The organism is Lachnoclostridium sp., assembly GCF_031997925.1.
In the GTDB taxonomy this organism is placed as follows: domain Bacteria; phylum Bacillota; class Clostridia; order Lachnospirales; family Lachnospiraceae; genus Lachnoclostridium.
On record NZ_DAMADT010000004.1, the window covers coordinates 174,510 to 190,019 of the forward strand.

14 protein-coding genes are annotated in these 15,510 nt (G+C 35.5%); 9 read left to right on the forward strand and 5 right to left on the reverse strand.

The window, feature by feature from the left end; translation table 11 throughout:
* Positions 1 to 188 precede the first annotated feature (188 nt).
* From RTP52_RS04890 to RTP52_RS04900, 3 genes are all read left to right on the forward strand, one after another.
* Positions 189 to 665, forward strand: coding sequence for a helix-turn-helix domain-containing protein (locus RTP52_RS04890; RefSeq protein WP_312106655.1), 477 nt, complete (start codon positions 189 to 191; stop codon positions 663 to 665).
* Between the two features lie 32 nt (positions 666 to 697).
* Complete coding sequence (locus tag RTP52_RS04895) at positions 698 to 1,063, forward strand: DUF4180 domain-containing protein (protein WP_312369576.1); 366 nt, start codon at positions 698 to 700, stop codon at positions 1,061 to 1,063.
* Between the two features lie 243 nt (positions 1,064 to 1,306).
* The gene (locus RTP52_RS04900) at positions 1,307 to 2,086 is read left to right on the forward strand and encodes an SDR family NAD(P)-dependent oxidoreductase (RefSeq protein ID WP_312106651.1); all 780 of its coding nucleotides are present in this window, start codon (positions 1,307 to 1,309) and stop codon (positions 2,084 to 2,086) included.
* 99 nt (positions 2,087 to 2,185) lie between these two features.
* On the opposite strand, the gene RTP52_RS04905 is transcribed toward RTP52_RS04900, so the two are convergent.
* The gene (locus RTP52_RS04905) at positions 2,186 to 2,848 is read right to left on the reverse strand and encodes a helix-turn-helix transcriptional regulator (RefSeq protein ID WP_312106649.1); all 663 of its coding nucleotides are present in this window, start codon (positions 2,846 to 2,848) and stop codon (positions 2,186 to 2,188) included.
* A gap of 764 nt (positions 2,849 to 3,612) precedes the next feature.
* Between RTP52_RS04905 and RTP52_RS04910 the strand changes: the two genes are divergently transcribed.
* The 3 genes from RTP52_RS04910 to RTP52_RS04920 all read left to right on the forward strand — a co-directional run bounded on the left by RTP52_RS04910 (position 3,613) and on the right by RTP52_RS04920 (position 7,256).
* On the forward strand, positions 3,613 to 5,079 hold the full coding sequence (locus RTP52_RS04910) for a sodium:solute symporter family protein (protein ID WP_312369578.1): 1,467 nt from the start codon (positions 3,613 to 3,615) through the stop codon (positions 5,077 to 5,079).
* Between the two features lie 30 nt (positions 5,080 to 5,109).
* Entirely contained in the window at positions 5,110 to 6,705 is a 1,596-nt protein-coding gene (locus tag RTP52_RS04915) for an N-acyl-D-amino-acid deacylase family protein (RefSeq protein ID WP_312369580.1), read from the forward strand.
* A gap of 182 nt (positions 6,706 to 6,887) precedes the next feature.
* Complete coding sequence (locus RTP52_RS04920) at positions 6,888 to 7,256, forward strand: RidA family protein (protein WP_312369582.1); 369 nt, start codon at positions 6,888 to 6,890, stop codon at positions 7,254 to 7,256.
* Between the two features lie 86 nt (positions 7,257 to 7,342).
* On the opposite strand, the gene RTP52_RS04925 is transcribed toward RTP52_RS04920, so the two are convergent.
* Both RTP52_RS04925 and RTP52_RS04930 read right to left on the reverse strand, forming a co-directional pair.
* A complete protein-coding gene (locus tag RTP52_RS04925; RefSeq protein ID WP_312369584.1) occupies positions 7,343 to 7,582 on the reverse strand; it encodes a hypothetical protein in 240 nt (79 codons plus the stop codon).
* A 113-nt stretch (positions 7,583 to 7,695) separates the two neighbouring features.
* Positions 7,696 to 8,013: a hypothetical protein gene (locus RTP52_RS04930; RefSeq protein WP_312369586.1), complete on the reverse strand. Its 318-nt coding sequence runs from the start codon at positions 8,011 to 8,013 to the stop codon at positions 7,696 to 7,698.
* Positions 8,014 to 8,558: 545 nt separating this feature from the next.
* On the opposite strand from RTP52_RS04930, the gene RTP52_RS04935 reads away from it, so the two are divergent.
* From RTP52_RS04935 to RTP52_RS04945, 3 genes are all read left to right on the forward strand, one after another.
* Entirely contained in the window at positions 8,559 to 9,251 is a 693-nt protein-coding gene (locus RTP52_RS04935) for an MBL fold metallo-hydrolase (protein ID WP_312369588.1), read from the forward strand.
* A 315-nt stretch (positions 9,252 to 9,566) separates the two neighbouring features.
* Positions 9,567 to 10,061, forward strand: a complete 495-nt coding sequence (locus tag RTP52_RS04940; RefSeq protein ID WP_312105687.1) for a Csac_0668 family 2Fe-2S cluster-binding (seleno)protein — start codon at positions 9,567 to 9,569, stop codon at positions 10,059 to 10,061.
* A 471-nt stretch (positions 10,062 to 10,532) separates the two neighbouring features.
* Positions 10,533 to 11,096: a GNAT family N-acetyltransferase gene (locus RTP52_RS04945; RefSeq protein ID WP_312105685.1), complete on the forward strand. Its 564-nt coding sequence runs from the start codon at positions 10,533 to 10,535 to the stop codon at positions 11,094 to 11,096.
* Positions 11,097 to 11,438: 342 nt separating this feature from the next.
* Here the strand turns inward: RTP52_RS04945 and RTP52_RS04950 are convergent, their stop codons facing one another.
* Together RTP52_RS04950 and RTP52_RS04955 are read right to left on the reverse strand one after the other, a co-directional pair.
* Positions 11,439 to 13,094, reverse strand: coding sequence for a chitobiase/beta-hexosaminidase C-terminal domain-containing protein (locus tag RTP52_RS04950; protein WP_312369590.1), 1,656 nt, complete (start codon positions 13,092 to 13,094; stop codon positions 11,439 to 11,441).
* Positions 13,095 to 13,152: 58 nt separating this feature from the next.
* Positions 13,153 to 15,111: a glycosyl hydrolase family 18 protein gene (locus RTP52_RS04955; RefSeq protein WP_312369592.1), complete on the reverse strand. Its 1,959-nt coding sequence runs from the start codon at positions 15,109 to 15,111 to the stop codon at positions 13,153 to 13,155.
* Positions 15,112 to 15,510: the final 399 nt, after the last annotated feature.

Genomic DNA, 15,510 nt, shown 5'->3' on the forward strand with positions numbered 1-15,510 from the left:
ATACAAGAGTATTGACAACCGGAATAGCTTTAAAGTATAATAAACATAAATAAAATACAACAAAGTGCAACAAAGTACAATAAAATATATAAAATACAATAATGTATATCAAAGTATAATACATGTAATAAGTAATATTGTGATATATAAAATACTATTCTAATTGATTCAAAAAGGGGTAATTTTATATGGAAGACAAATTTTATACAATTAATCAAGTAGCAGAAATTCTAGATATGCACCATAAAACAATAAGAAATTTCATATCAGACGGTAAATTAAGAGCAAGTAAAGTCGGAAAACAGTGGAGAGTATCCGATGATGATTTAAACTCTTTTATGAAAAATAGTAAAGATCAGAGAGAGGGAGAGCAATTTGTTGAATTTTCCACCAATGAAACGCTCTTAAATATGGTAAAGAGAAAAATCAATGTATCAACCGTTTTAGATATAGAGCAAATAGATAAAGAACAGTATATGATGATATCGAATACTCTTATTGCCGTTATGAATGGCAAAGACCCCGAGATGCAGAATTCAACGTTAAATATGAAATATCACGAAAAAGATAATAAACTGAAGATATTGCTTTGGGGCGAATTAAAATTCATGGAAGAGATGCTTAGCGTAATATCGCTACTTGTAGACAGCAAGATAAACAAATAATACATTACGATAAGTGAAAGGGGATTAAAATTATGGATATTAAAACAATAATAAAAAATAACATTCCAATTGCATTGATTAACAGTGAGGATCAATTGATAACCGATGTTCAGTCTGCTCTTGATCTGATAATGACTGTAAATTATGAAACAGGTAGTAACCGGATAGTTCTAAATAAGGCAACCATAACAGAAGACTTTTTTAAATTAAGTACTTGTCTTGCAGGAGAAATACTCCAAAAGTTTATCAATTATGATGTGAAAGTTGCTATTGTCGGAGACTTCTCTATCTATACGAGTAAGCCTTTAAAAGATCTCATGTATGAAAGTAATCATGGGAAGAATGTATTTTTTGTTTCCACAGAGGATGAGGCAATTGAGAGATTAACATCTGATTAATGTAATAAGAAAAGTAAGTGAAAGGGATTGGCTATAGTTATAGTCAATCTCTTTTCTTTTTAAAAACATTTAATAAATTGCTCGGTACAAATCAGTTATTTATAAATATTATTGAAATTGTAAACATATAACTCTTGAATAAAGGCATAATTCATAACAAGGAAAAGCTCACAAGCTTTTCTTTATTTTTAAGAGATAGGGTGAAAGAATTAAACATATAAACGCGTACAAAGGAGATAAGTTATGAGTAAGAAGAAAATTGCTATTATAACTGGTGCTAACAGTGGATTGGGTAAGGAGTTTCTAAAGTTATTGTATAGAGAAAAGGAAATAACAGAAGTTTGGGCAATTGCAAGAAACAAAGAGCGATTAGATCAATTAGTTAACGAATATGGAAGTAAGATAAAAGTTTTTTCAAAAGATTTATCAAAATTAGAGGAAGTAAAGTCACTTGATTATTTATTAAAGAAAGAAGACGTATGTATAAAATACCTTATAAATAATGCGGGGTTTGCTAAGTTCTGTTCTTATCATGACTTGAGTATAGAGGTATCTATTAATATGATTGACTTAAATATTAGTGCTGTTGTAGCAATGGGACTAATATGTATTCCATACATGAAAAAAGGAAGTCACATCATAAATATTTCTTCCCAGGCATCATTCCAGCCATTGCCATATCAGAATATATATAGCTCAACCAAAGCATTTGTAAGAAATTATACCAGAGCATTACATGTTGAACTTAAAGATAAAGGAATAAATGCAATTGCCGTGTGTCCAGGTTGGATGATTACGGGGTTGATTGACAGAGGAGTAATTGGAGCAGAAAAAGGTACAAATAATTTTTCTGGTATGGTATCACCAAATCTTGTTGCTAAAAAAGCATTAAAAGATTCAAAAAAAAATAAAGATATCTCTGTTTATGGTATTTATACAAAAAGTAGCCATTTATTAGCAAAGTTATTACCACAAAAGCTGATGATGCAGGTTTGGTTAAGGCAACAGCATATTAATAATTAAGTACAAAAAAAGACTTCCGGATCGGTGATCGTACTATTACGCTCAAAGGAAACGGAGGTCTATTAATTTAGACATATGGCAATAACCATAGTTTTGTTATCAGGTTAAATGACTTTTTAACTTTTCTTTTCGTACCTTTTGAAGGTATCGGTATACACTCGATTCACTGCATTTTAGTTTTGGTGCAATATACGAGATCGCAGTTTTTATTTCGAATATTTCTTTCTCATCCAGGTTTTGTATGATATTTAGTCGATCTTCCTGTGTAAAATTATCCGGTATCTCATTTCCGTAAAGGTTCCTAATAATAGAAGTAAACGAATCTTCAATACTATTCACAAAAGTTTCCTGATTGGAATCGTGTTCATTTCCGATTAATACCGCCTTACCGGACATTGCTAGACCACCAAGGCTAAGTAGTAATTCACTTATCTGACTGTAATGGGAAGTGTCTAAATTAATACAGAGCATCCCGATAAGTTTTCCATTATCCTTAATAAAAAATGTGGAGGAACGAAGCAGTTTACCGTCTTGTGTACGTCCTTCATAACCAGTGATATAATCATATTCTTCCCAATCATTGTTTTCGATTATTCTCTTAGCAAGATCAGTCAGTGGTGCGCCCACTTTTCTACCACTGATATGTCCGTTTACAATCGTTTCAATACAGCCTTTGCTGCAATTTTGCAGAACAACCTCGCAGTGTTCTCCTAGTGACTCCCCGATAAAATTAACGAGTTGTTCGAAATCTGAGATTTTCATTTTTTCAACTCCCTCACATATAAAAATTTAGTAATTATTACACTGAACTATTCACGGTGATATTTATATAAAAAAATAATTCTAATTTCATTTTCTATCTAAATTAATCGTAAAAAATGCGGTTATCATGTGACGCTACACAAAGTTTGCTTAGTCAACGTGGATAATACAAAATAATAATAGGATATAACTGAATAATAATATAATTATTAATTTTATCATCTTTTATTAACAAAATCAAGTCTGCGTGATAATAAATTATTATTACAATATTTCATTAAAATTTTGCAAAGAATGGTTGACTATTGTGAAATATGTGCTAATATATAGATATAGCAAATGTTGAATTATACATTATTACATAAAACAAGTTATATAAATAATAAAATATTATTACAATACAGATTGTTGTAAAAAATTATTACCACAGCGGATACTCTGAAGTTGAAGTTGAAGTTGAAGCTGTTGCATGTGTTTCGAATTAATTTAGAAGCGTTATGTACCATTTTATATAAATACACAAAGGAGAATTTCAATGAATGAATGTTTTAAAGAGGTTCAACATGACACCAAGTCAAGACCTCCATAGCGACATAAAATATAGCTCACAAAAATTATTAATATTTCAAAGTTAATAGGCTTTCAAGGTTAATGAGCTTTCAAAGTTAATAAGTTTTCAAGGTTAATGAGCTTTTTAAAGTAACAGGTTTTTACTATGACGTACATAAGGCTTTTGTTAATTAAAAAATGAGGAGGAACTTTTTGTGAATAATACTCAAATTACATCATTAATAATTATCCTACTTTATATGGCAGCTACAGTTGCCATAGGCCTCTTAGTTTCAAGGAAAAAAGCAAGTAAAAGCAACGACGACTTTTTAATGGCCAGCAAATCCTTAGGCCCAGTCGTACTTGCTGGTACGCTGTTCGCAGCAAACACAGGTGGTGCTAGTACGACCGGTATAGCAACCAACGTATATCAATATGGTCTATCATCAAGCTGGTATGTAATTGCTGCCGGTATTGGATTTATACTAGTTTCTTTTATTGCTCCATATTTTCGTCGAGCATCAGCAAATACTGTACCGCAAATCATTAGCTTACGTTATGGCAAAGCATCGCACATTTTCACCGCTGTTACATCCATTGCAGCTTTGTTCATGGCTACCGGTGCTCAAATAATTGCTACCGCATCAATCATTTCTGTAGTAACTGGCCTTTCATTTAAGATTGCTGCCATTATTACTACCATCGTAGTTATTGCTTATACCATGATCGGCGGTTTCCAATCCGTAGCTGCAGCTAACATTATGCATGTTCTTTTTATCACTGTAGGTATGACAGTTGCTATGTTTATCATGGTAAACAATTCCGCTGTTGGAGGATTTTCTGAACTATTTGCAAAAGCTAAAACTGTTACCGACAGCAGTGGAGCTAATTTAGATTTGCTTAGCATGATTAAAATTGGATTTCCAACCATTATCGGATATATCGCTATGTATTATATGACTTTCCCAACAGGCCAGGAAATTGTTCAAACTTTCTGTTCTGCGAAAGATGGTAAGAGTGCTAAAGTTGGTTCTTTGATTGCTGGTATTGTTTCAACAGCATATGCTATCGTACCTGCAATCATTGGTTTAATCGCTTATACTTGTATCAGTGGATATGCTGATGGTGGAGCTCAGAAGAATGCTTTGGCAGAAGCAACGATTCAATTTGCTCCTTCCATCGTAGCTGGTCTTGTACTTGCTGCTATCGTTGCAGCAACCATGAGTAGTGCTTCAGGTAATATGATCGGTACTGCTACAATGTTCACAAACGATGTATTCCGTCCTTATATTAACAAGGGTGAAAAGGACGATGCAAAAGAAGTTTGGGTTTCCCGTGTAACCATGGTTATCGTTGGAGCTGTAGGTCTTTTTATAGCACTATCCGCTTCGAATATCATCAGTGTTATGATGACAGCCTTTACTCTACGTAGTGCTGGTCCATTTGCTGCCTTTATCTGTGGTTTATTCTATAAAAATGTTACGAAACGTGCTGGATTTATTTCCATTTTAACTGGTACTGGAGTTGCTGCATTATGGATTTATGCTTTAAAGAACCCATGGGGATTAAGCGCTATAGTTCCAGGTGGTGTTGCTGCTTTTATTGTTATTTTTATGATTTCTATAATCGAACGGAAAATGGGTGTAGAACCTGCTCCACCAATTGAATTTACAAATGACTAATATTATAAGGATTTGGAAGGGGTAAATTTTATGAGTGCAAAAACATTAATTAAAAATGGTATGATTATCGATGGTACTGGTAATCAAAGATTTACAGCAGATATCCTTGTAGAGGATAAAAAAATTGTTAAAATTGGAACTGTAGCGGACGAAGGTGACGCGGAAGTAATTGATGCAACTGGACTTGTTGTAGCTCCTGGTTTCATTGATACTCACAGCCATAGTGATTTACGTATTCTGATTGAGCCTGAAGTGGCTCCAAAGGTACGACAGGGCATTACTACCGAAGTATTAGGCCAAGACGGTATTTCGATGGCACCACTTCCGGTTGAATATATCAGCCCATGGCGTAAAAATCTTGCTGGTCTTGATGGTGACAGTGACGAAATCAATTGGGAATTCAAAAATACAGAAGGCTACTTAAAAATGATCGAAGAGGTTAAACCAGGATTGAATGAATGCTACCTAGTACCTCACGGCAATATCCGTATGGAAGCTATTGGTCTAGAAAAGCGCCTTCCAAATGATGAGGAACTCCAAAAAATGCGTGATATCACCCGTAGAGAAATGGAAGCAGGTGCTGTCGGCCTTTCTACTGGTCTTATCTATATGCCATGTGCTTATTCCGAGTCCAAAGAAATTATTGAAATGTGTAAAGTAGTAGCAGAATACGATGGTATTTTTGTAATTCATCAGCGTAGCGAAGCAGATACCATTCTCGATTCAATGGAAGAAGTTATCAAGATTGGCCGTGAGTCTGGTGTAAAGATCCATTATTCTCACTTTAAGGTATGCGGTAAGAAAAACTGGGATAAGATTGACAAAGTTATAGAATTGCTTGAGAAAGCGAAAAAAGAAGGAATCCGCGTTAGCTTTGACCAGTATCCATATGTAGCTGGAAGTACAATGCTTGGTGTTATCCTGCCACCTTGGGTACATGATGGCGGTACTGATAAAGTTATCGAACATGAACTTCGTAAGAAAATGGTTTACGATATCGAACACGGTATCCCTGGTTGGGACAATTTCGTGGAATTTGCCGGCCTTGATCAAATCTTCGTTACCAGCGTGAAGACCAAAAAGAACGAAGATGCGATTGGCTTGAGCTTGATACAGTTGGGTGAGCTACGTGGCAAAGATCCATATGAAGCTACCTTTGATTTATTACTAGAAGAAGAAAATGCAGTTGGAATGGTAGATTTCTACGGCACAGAAGAGCATGTTCAACTCTTCATGAAACGTCCAGAAATGAATGCCTGCACCGATGGTTTGTTAGGCGGTAAGCCTCATCCACGTGTATTTGGCGCATTCCCACGTATCTTAGGAAAATATGTTCGAGAAGATAACACTTTCTCTTTGGAAGAAGCTATCTACAAAATGACTAAAAAACCAGCAACTACCTTTAATATTGTAAACCGTGGTGAACTTCGCGAAGGCTATTTTGCGGATATCACGATCTTCAATCCAGAGACAGTTATTGACAAGGGAACATTCACTGAACCAGCACAATATCCAGAAGGAATTGAATATGTGATGATTAACGGCTCACTCACCGTATCGGGGGGCAAACATACCGGCAATCGTTCTGGTGTAGTACTTCGTAAGAAGGGTACGGATGTTATTTAGGTATTGTTATCTCCTTATAAATCTCATAGAATAGGAAGAGTAAGTAAAGGAGAGAAAGGGCTGTTGGAAAACGCATGCTAATGATACAATGATTACATGCAAAATTTCAACAGCCTTATAGAGTTTGCGACAAAACACAAACTCCATAATGTGCAAATAATGCGCAAGAAGGAGAGAAAATTATGATAGAAATAAAAACAACCGATGCCCCTGGTGCAATCGGTCCATATTCACAAGGATTTATCAGTAATAACATGGTATATACTTCTGGCCAAATACCGGTTGATCCAGCAAATGGTGAAGTACCAGAAGGAATCACTGCACAAGCGGAACAAAGCTGTAAAAACGTAGGTGCTCTGTTAAAAGCAGCAGGCGTTGATTTTTCAAACGTAGTAAAAACCACTTGTTTCTTAGCCGATATGGCTGACTTTGCAGCGTTTAATGAAGTATATGCACGTTATTTCACTTCAAAACCTGCCCGCAGCTGTGTTGCTGTAAAAGCGCTACCAAAGGGTGTACTTTGTGAAATCGAAGCGATTGCAGAACTATAAATAACGATTTAAAATAAAATGGGTTGTTTCATTAGATATGCGTTCTAATGAGACAACCCATTTTTGTGATCAGCAAATAGTTTTTTTCATTTTGTAACAATAGATTGAACATAATTAAGCATTTCATTTTTTGACTGTATTGTTTGAGTGTGATCTATAATCTGCTGTTGTGTTTCCGCAGATAAAGAGAAAAAATGATCCATAGCATTATATTGTTCAAGTGCTAAACCTAGACCAACCGGTAATTCTGAGCCACTAGTATACTTTACCATCTTAATAACCATGCCTTTCCATAGACTACAAACTTGAGTCACAGACGTTTTCATACTTAAGCTGATTATGAACCGTCTACATTTCTAAAATTACATATCATTTTTTACATATTGACATACAAATAATTTTATAAGGTATGATATACAAGATATTATTTTGCTTTTTCTCAAAAATATTCTAATTGGGCGATAAAAAAGTGCAACTTTAAGTAAATATAAATTTGAGAAGGGATTTTGATTCCCTCCTTTGTTTGCAATAAATAGTAACCATTGTGGCAGAATGTGATAATAATTTTATTTGTAGAATATAGGTTAAAGTCAAATAATTTATTATCTTCTTGCTCATTTTCATTTGGAACAATCGTAGTTAAACTTTTTCCTACATTTAAAGAATCCACGTCATTTTCATTAGTCATTTTTAAACAACCTCCCCAAAATACAGCAAATAAAGCTGTTAGAATAATTATTGAAATTATCTTTTTCATTATCGCTCCCCCTCTATTTAATATCTATTAGACAATGGTATACTTTGTATGGTTAACTTTTTATAACTATTACAAATCAGCCACATGGAAATATTATACAATAGATACTTGCTTAAAATCAATATTCCTCACAAACAGAGAGGTGAATTTTAAATTCATATTTACCCGTACTTGATGTGGTATATTCTGTGAGGGATGAATGAATAAAGGTGGTAACACGAAGCACAGTTCTCGTCCTGAATATGCGTATTCCCAGGGTGAGGTTTTTTGTAGCTTTATTAGAAAATTATCTTTGAGTTTACAGCCATAATTTAGTATTATATAGAAGAAACATAGAAAGAAGAGCTATGTAACATGCAATGCAATTGTAATGTGACATTAAGAAACCGAAACTTTCCATTAAAGGCATTCAATTTAAATAGCGAGAGAGATATTAGAAAAGAAGGCAAGGCTAAAGAGATTATGAATTACATAACCTTTGCCAATTTTGTATACATTAACCGTTAAGATAAGATTTTATTAAAAAAATAATGAGGGATTTAAAAATGAATAAAATGATAGTTTTAGAAATAAAATTCAAGTTTGGTGAAATCGAGGATGCAATATATCCAACTGTTTTAATTGATGATAAGAATATGATCTTAATTGACTGCGGATATACCGGTTTTCTCCCTGCGATTGAGCAGGTGATGGAGGAAAACGACCTTAAATGTGAAGATTTGACCCACGTTTTAATTACGCATCAAGACCATGATCATATGGGATCATTATATGCATTAAAGCAGAAATATCCGCATATACAGGTGATTGCGGGGAAAAAGGAATCGCCATATATTTCTGGTAAATTAAAGTCTCTGCGATTAAAGCAAGCAGAGGAAATGCAGCCTTATTTACCTGAAGAACAAAGGGCTTTTGGATTGGAGTTTTGTAATATTTTAAAAAATGTTCAACCTGTTGAAGTTGATATTGAAGTCCAAGATGGAGATTATTTTGAGTGGTGTGGGGGATGTACCATCCTTGAGACACCAGGACATACACCAGGACATATTTCTGTTTATCTTAATCAGAAGCAGGTTATGATTGCAGGGGATGTGGCAGTGATTGAAAATGGAGAGTTAGTAATTGCAAATCCCCAATATACATTGGATCCTAAAGAAGCAGAAGCATCAATGCAAAAAATTAAGAAATATGATGCGAAAGAAATTATTTGCTATCATGGTGGTATCTTTAATCCATAATTTAATTGATTATATAGATGTTTTTTTCAAGGAACTAGGTCTTTGTGGAATCTTTATAATATATTCAAGGGTAAATGGAGCTGGTTTTATTTTATTTTACGAATAAAGAATGTTTATCCTGTATAGATAAGAAGATATAATGAGATGAAGGGATTGCTTATTATAGCAATCTCTTTTCTTTTATGGTTATATATGATAAACTTTTGTAGTTATATTTTCCGTAGATATATTTTCCCTTGGATAAATTGTTTATAAAAAGGATGAAATTGTGTTATAGGGATTAAAAAATTAAATGAAGAGAGGTAATAAAATAGAATGGAAAAAGAAACTGAATGTTGTTGTTGTGGAAATTCAATGCAATCTTCTTGTCAGGCACAAATAAATAATTTGTGTCCTGTATGTGGAAAGCAGGGTACTCTTGTAAAAAATTTTACAGTTAGGCATTTGGTACTTGATGAGTTAATTGATCAAGTCTGTGATAATGATTATTTTTTATGCATGGACGAGGAGTGCAGTATTACTTATTATAATACACAAACAGATGTCAAATTTAATAAGCAGCAAGTAAAAGTACCACTTTGGTTTAAAAAAGACGCTAATCCTAAATATGTCTGCTATTGTAGTAAAGTAAGTGAGGAACAGGTACTTGATGCTGTAATAAAAGAGGGTGCCGAAAATATGGAAGATGTCTTGAAACTTACTGGAGCAATGAAAAATTCAAATTGCCAGAAGAACAATCCATTGGGTAAGTGTTGTCATCAAATCATACAGGACGCTATAGAGAAGGGACTTTCTATGAAAAATGATTAGTCTTATGCCAATTAGTTTATGCCTTACAGGATACGAGAGAGAAGAATGTAGGATGAGATATTAAATGTTAAATTGAAAGTATAGGCTTGTAAATTAGATAGGGCAATAACTTTTACAATCGATATACGCCCTACAAGTGGCATAAGTGGCAATCAGGATGTTGTTATAGTTGAGCCTTCCTATAATTTGGCAGGAACAGAAATAAATGCACTTAGAGATGCTATATCGTACGGATTTATGAAACATCATTGATGGACTACTGATGAATATGGCAGGGTTAAAGAAAAGGGTATTCACATATACAAGGCATTCTTAGGCTCTGTCACAACATACTGTTGATATTCTGAACATTTATGTTTTAAGTTAATATGGTAAAATCATGTAATTTGATGTATGATTTGTATTGCAAGTTAACTCACAATTGTTTACAAAGGTGAACTACAGATTATTTATATTATCGGAGGTTATAAGATGAAAAAAATTAATCCGTTTGATGAGTGTCCAGTTTATGAAACCCAAAATTTTATCTTTAGGCTCGTAAATGAGAAAGACGCGGAAGATTTGTTTACAGTATACACTGACCCTATAACATTAAAACATGAGAATCGTGATGGTTTTTCGGGCGAATGGAATTTAAAATCTTCTGATGAATTAAAAAATGCTTGGCAAACTGAATACAAGAACAGACAATTTGTTAGGTGGAGCATAATAAGTAAAGATACAAGTAGTGTTATCGGAACAATTGAAATTGCGCCTTTGCCATGGGGAAAATGGTTCTTTGGTACAGAAACGCCTGTCGGAATATTAAGATTGGATTTACTATCTTCGTTTGAAAAACAGGCGTATTTTTCGGAAATTATACATATGATGGCGACAGAATTAGCGAATGATTTTGAAGTAACAAAAATTATTATGAAAGCTCCATCAAATCAACCGGAAAGAGTAAATGCACTTATCTTGAACCAATTTTATCCCGACACAAATAAAGAGTTTCGATACGACGATTACTATATTAGGATTAACACCACAGTATAAGCATAATCTACATCAAAACATATTCACAATATTTCACAAAAGTGAACTAAATATACGGCTATTGAGCAGAGCATAAATAGCTCTGCTCTAAAAATAATAATTATCAACAATATGTTGTGACAGAGCCAATTCTTAAAAGAATCTAATAAAAAAGCACATCCATTGTTTCTAAATATATCGAAATAATGAATGTGCTTTTTATTTGTTATTAATAGTTTGATTATAATATTTGATTATATATAATCAAACTCACCCTCTTGAAATATAAAGCTTGCATCGTACTGATTATACTATTTACCCTATATTCTTCTTCGGTGGTGCTGATTTCATAGATTTAACTAATTACGGAAGAGTCTTTAATTTGGAACTAACTGTATTAGCAAAATCATAATTATTGCTTGCATCCCAATTGATAGACCATGTCATTGCACCGCGAAGTGAAGGATATGTTCTAGGAGGTTTATAAGAACCACCGCTGGTACCTTTTGTAAGGCAATCAAGAGCTGAATTTACAACACTTGGAGCAACATAACCGCTACCAGCTCCTTTTGTGGAAGCAGGAAGTCCAAGACCAACCTGATCTGGGCGAAGTCCATTTTCTAGCTGAATTGCTGCCAGAGCAGTTATGAAATCCACAGAACCTTGGGAGTATACCTTACCATCCTGACCTAACATACTTCCGGAGTTATAGTACTGGGTATTAACTACAGTTAAAATATCCTTGATGTTCAATGCTACTTGGAAATACCCTGAGTTCACAGATTGCATGTCAAGAGTCTGAGGAGCCATTGTAATGATTAGTCCTGCGCCTGCCTTAGCGGAAAGTTGGCGTAATGCAGAAGTCATGTAGGTCGCATTGATTCCGTTTTCTAAGTCAATATCTACACCGTTAAATCCGTATTTTACCATAAGTGCATATACACTATTAGCAAAATTAGTAGCGGAGGTTGCATTATTAACACTTACTGTACCGGTCTCTCCACCTACAGATATGATGACCTTATGTCCCTTTGCCTTTGCTGCTGCTATATCGTTGATAAATTGCTGTTCGGTATAGCCGCCTAACTTGGAAGCAAGATTAGAATCCAGTTTAAATGTAACTTCGCCAGCAGTGGTCGTTGCTTCAGCAAAAGCTATCGCAATAATATTATAGGTCTGTGGAACATCACTGATTTTTAAGCACTTTGCACCGTTATCGAAATTCTGCCAGTAACCGGTCAAGATATGAGTAGGAAGACCTGTCTGGTTCTTTGATATCGTATATTTGGCACTTGCAACAGCGGAATCCTTCATATTGGAAGCGGTTGCATAGGCTTTGATTGTAGTAGTTGCTGTAACTGCTATTACACCGGTATATATCTTGGAGGTTGATACAGGAGTGGTGCCATCTGTTGTATAACGAATTGTAGCATTATTTGTTGCACAGGTAAGGGCAACATCTATGTTTCCATAGTAGGTTCCTTCTGCTACTGAAAATACAGGAGTTGCTACAGTATCGCTTTTATTAATGGTATAAGTAGAGGTAGCCGTTTGAGAATCATTCATACCAGAGAGGAAAGCCTTAGCTTTTACTGTGGTAGTGGATGCGACCATGATAGCTCCGCTATAGACAGTAGAAGAAGAGGTAGGTTCGCTTCCATTCAAGGTGTAACGGATAGTGCTTCCAGCAGTCGAACAAGTAATGGTTACACTTTGTGAAGCAGAATAGGTTCCTCCCGCCGGGTTAAATACAGGTGTAGCTACGGTCTGCGTAGTCCCACCACTGTATAATGACCAAAGTGCAGGGACTATTGGTGGTTCCCAACCTGTAAGTGCTGTGTGACCTTGGATACATTGATAGTTATTGCTTCCATAGGATACAATATCACCCGTTTTATAGGTAGTACCCGCCTGCCAGGTCGGATAAGCGGCTTTAACGACTGTATTGGATGACAGGGTAAATACTATAACAAATGCTAAAATGATAGCTATTGCTTTTAATGATTTTATTTTATACATATAATCCTCCATTCTGTCGCAATCCTGCGAACTTGTGTGGCATAAACATTTCATTAAGCTATTGCACTAATCCCCAAAGTGCCGGTACCGCATCAGGGGTCCAGGTAGCTAAAGCTGTATGTGGCTGGATACACTTATAGGTCTTTCCGCTATAGGTTACCAGGTCACCTGCCTTATAAGCAGTTCCAACTGCCCATGCAGCTATTTGAGTAGAGCTGATTGTATAGGTCTGTGTGAACGTAGCTGAGCTGGTCATACCACTCTTAAACGCTTTTGCCTTTATGGTAGTTGTGGAACTTACTGTAATAGGAGAAGCGTATAAAGCAGAGGAAGTCGTAGGTTCCGTACCGTTTGTAGTATAACGTATTTCAGCTCCTGAAGTTGCACAGGTAATTGTTACCGTCTGAGCACTTGAATAAGAACCTCCTGCTGGGTTAAATACAGGTGTTGCTACTGTTTGGGTACTGCCTATTGTATAGACTGCCGTTGCTGTTACTGAGCTATTCATTCCACTCTTAAATGCTTTTGCTTTTAAGGTTGTTGTAGTACTTATCGTAAGAGGAGAAGAATAAAGAGTAGAGGTAGCCGTAGGTTCCGTACCGTCCTTCGTATAACGAATTTCAGCTCCTGAAGTTGCGCAGGTAATTGTTACGGTCTGAGCACTAGTGTAAGTACCAGCTGCAGGATTAAATGTCGGTGTTGCCACAGACTGGGTGGTACCGCCAATCAGTTTTTGGTAAGCAAGAGTTGTTAATTCAAAATTACTGGTATCTCCTGAGATTTCCCAAGCAATTAAACCGCCATATCCGTTACTATTAATATAATCACATCTTGCACTTATGGAAGTGGTATCTTCATAACTAAGAACTATTCCCTGAGATGCGTTATATAACCAAGGCGTCTTTGCGTAAGTATCATCGCGGTATTTCACATAACCATTTTGGTTTTCCATGGTCTTTAAGGTGAAATACGGATACTGACCGCCAGGTGACTGAGGATTATCCCAAGTACCGATTGGTGCTCCAGTTGCATTTGCATACATCCCGTTAACTCCTCCAGTAACACCTTTCCATCCTCTGGAATAATAAGGTGATCCTACCAACAGTTTCTCAGCAGGAATCTTATATACCTGCTGTAAGGTCTTCATAGCGGAATCCGTATTATACCTGTTCTTAATGTCAATAGGTGAAGTAGGACATGGGTCATTAGGATTTGCATAGAGTGGAGATTGATGATTCGTCGTATTTTCCCATGCTCCGTGCATATCATAGGTCATGACATTTAAAAAGTCTAGATACTGGGCATATACATCCGGCTCCTGTAGGGCAAGCTTGTCATAACCTGAAGGCACAGCTATCGTCAACATCTTACCGCTTAAGCCATTGGTATTATATGCTTGACGTATTTCGCGTAATAGTGAGGTGAAATTTTGCTTATCCTCCGGTCCTCCCGGGCATCCTCTGTCATATTGGTCATTAGGATCTGCTACCCTGTTAACACCTGGATATTCCCAGTCAAGATCAACACCATCAATAAATGGATATTTTTTTAGAAAATCAATAACACTCTGAATAAATACCGCTCTGGTAGAAGATGTAGCAGCCATTGCATGGAAATTCTGACCCCTTGTCCATCCACCAACGGATACGATTACTTTGACATTCGGATAGAGATTCTTATAATATTTGTACTCTCCGAAATGTCCCCTTAATTGATTGGTATCCCAGCCTTCGGAATGATCCATCATCTTGTCAAAGTCAGCGAAGGTATCGGTGGATGCCAGCTTAAAGGAAGAATCCACCTCAAAAAAGGCATGATTTATTACTGTGATCTTATCCCATGGAATCATACCAACGGTCATAGTGCGGTGGGCACTATTATAGATTCCCCAGTTCGGGAAATAAGCTACTATGTTCTTTCCCGTAGCGGCCTTTACAATACCTGTACCAGCAGGTATCATTGTAATTAGTAATGCAAGTGACAGTATTACCCCTATAATCTTTTTAAAATGTTTCATAATAATCCCCTTTCTTATTATTTATACTCATCATGGCAGTTAATAGCTTACTGAAAAGCCCTAGGTTGTAGCCCTAGGTTCATCCACCCCTCCTTTCCTAATCAATATTGGATTCTATAAACTGTCAGGTAAGCCGATATAAATGCTGTACCACTTAACTGTTTTTTCTCTTAATACAATGAAAACCGTTATCTTACTTACAAATGGTTACAAGCAGAAAAATCCAGTGAAAATCAGCATATTAATATCCAATGAAAACACTTTAACAATAAGAGTCTTTTGGGAAAATAATATTCATTATGAAATTATATAGTCATTTTGTGAGTCATTTTGTTTTTGAATTTAACATGAATACATATAGAGTATTTACGAGCAGTAATAAGAAAACCTGCAGCTAAG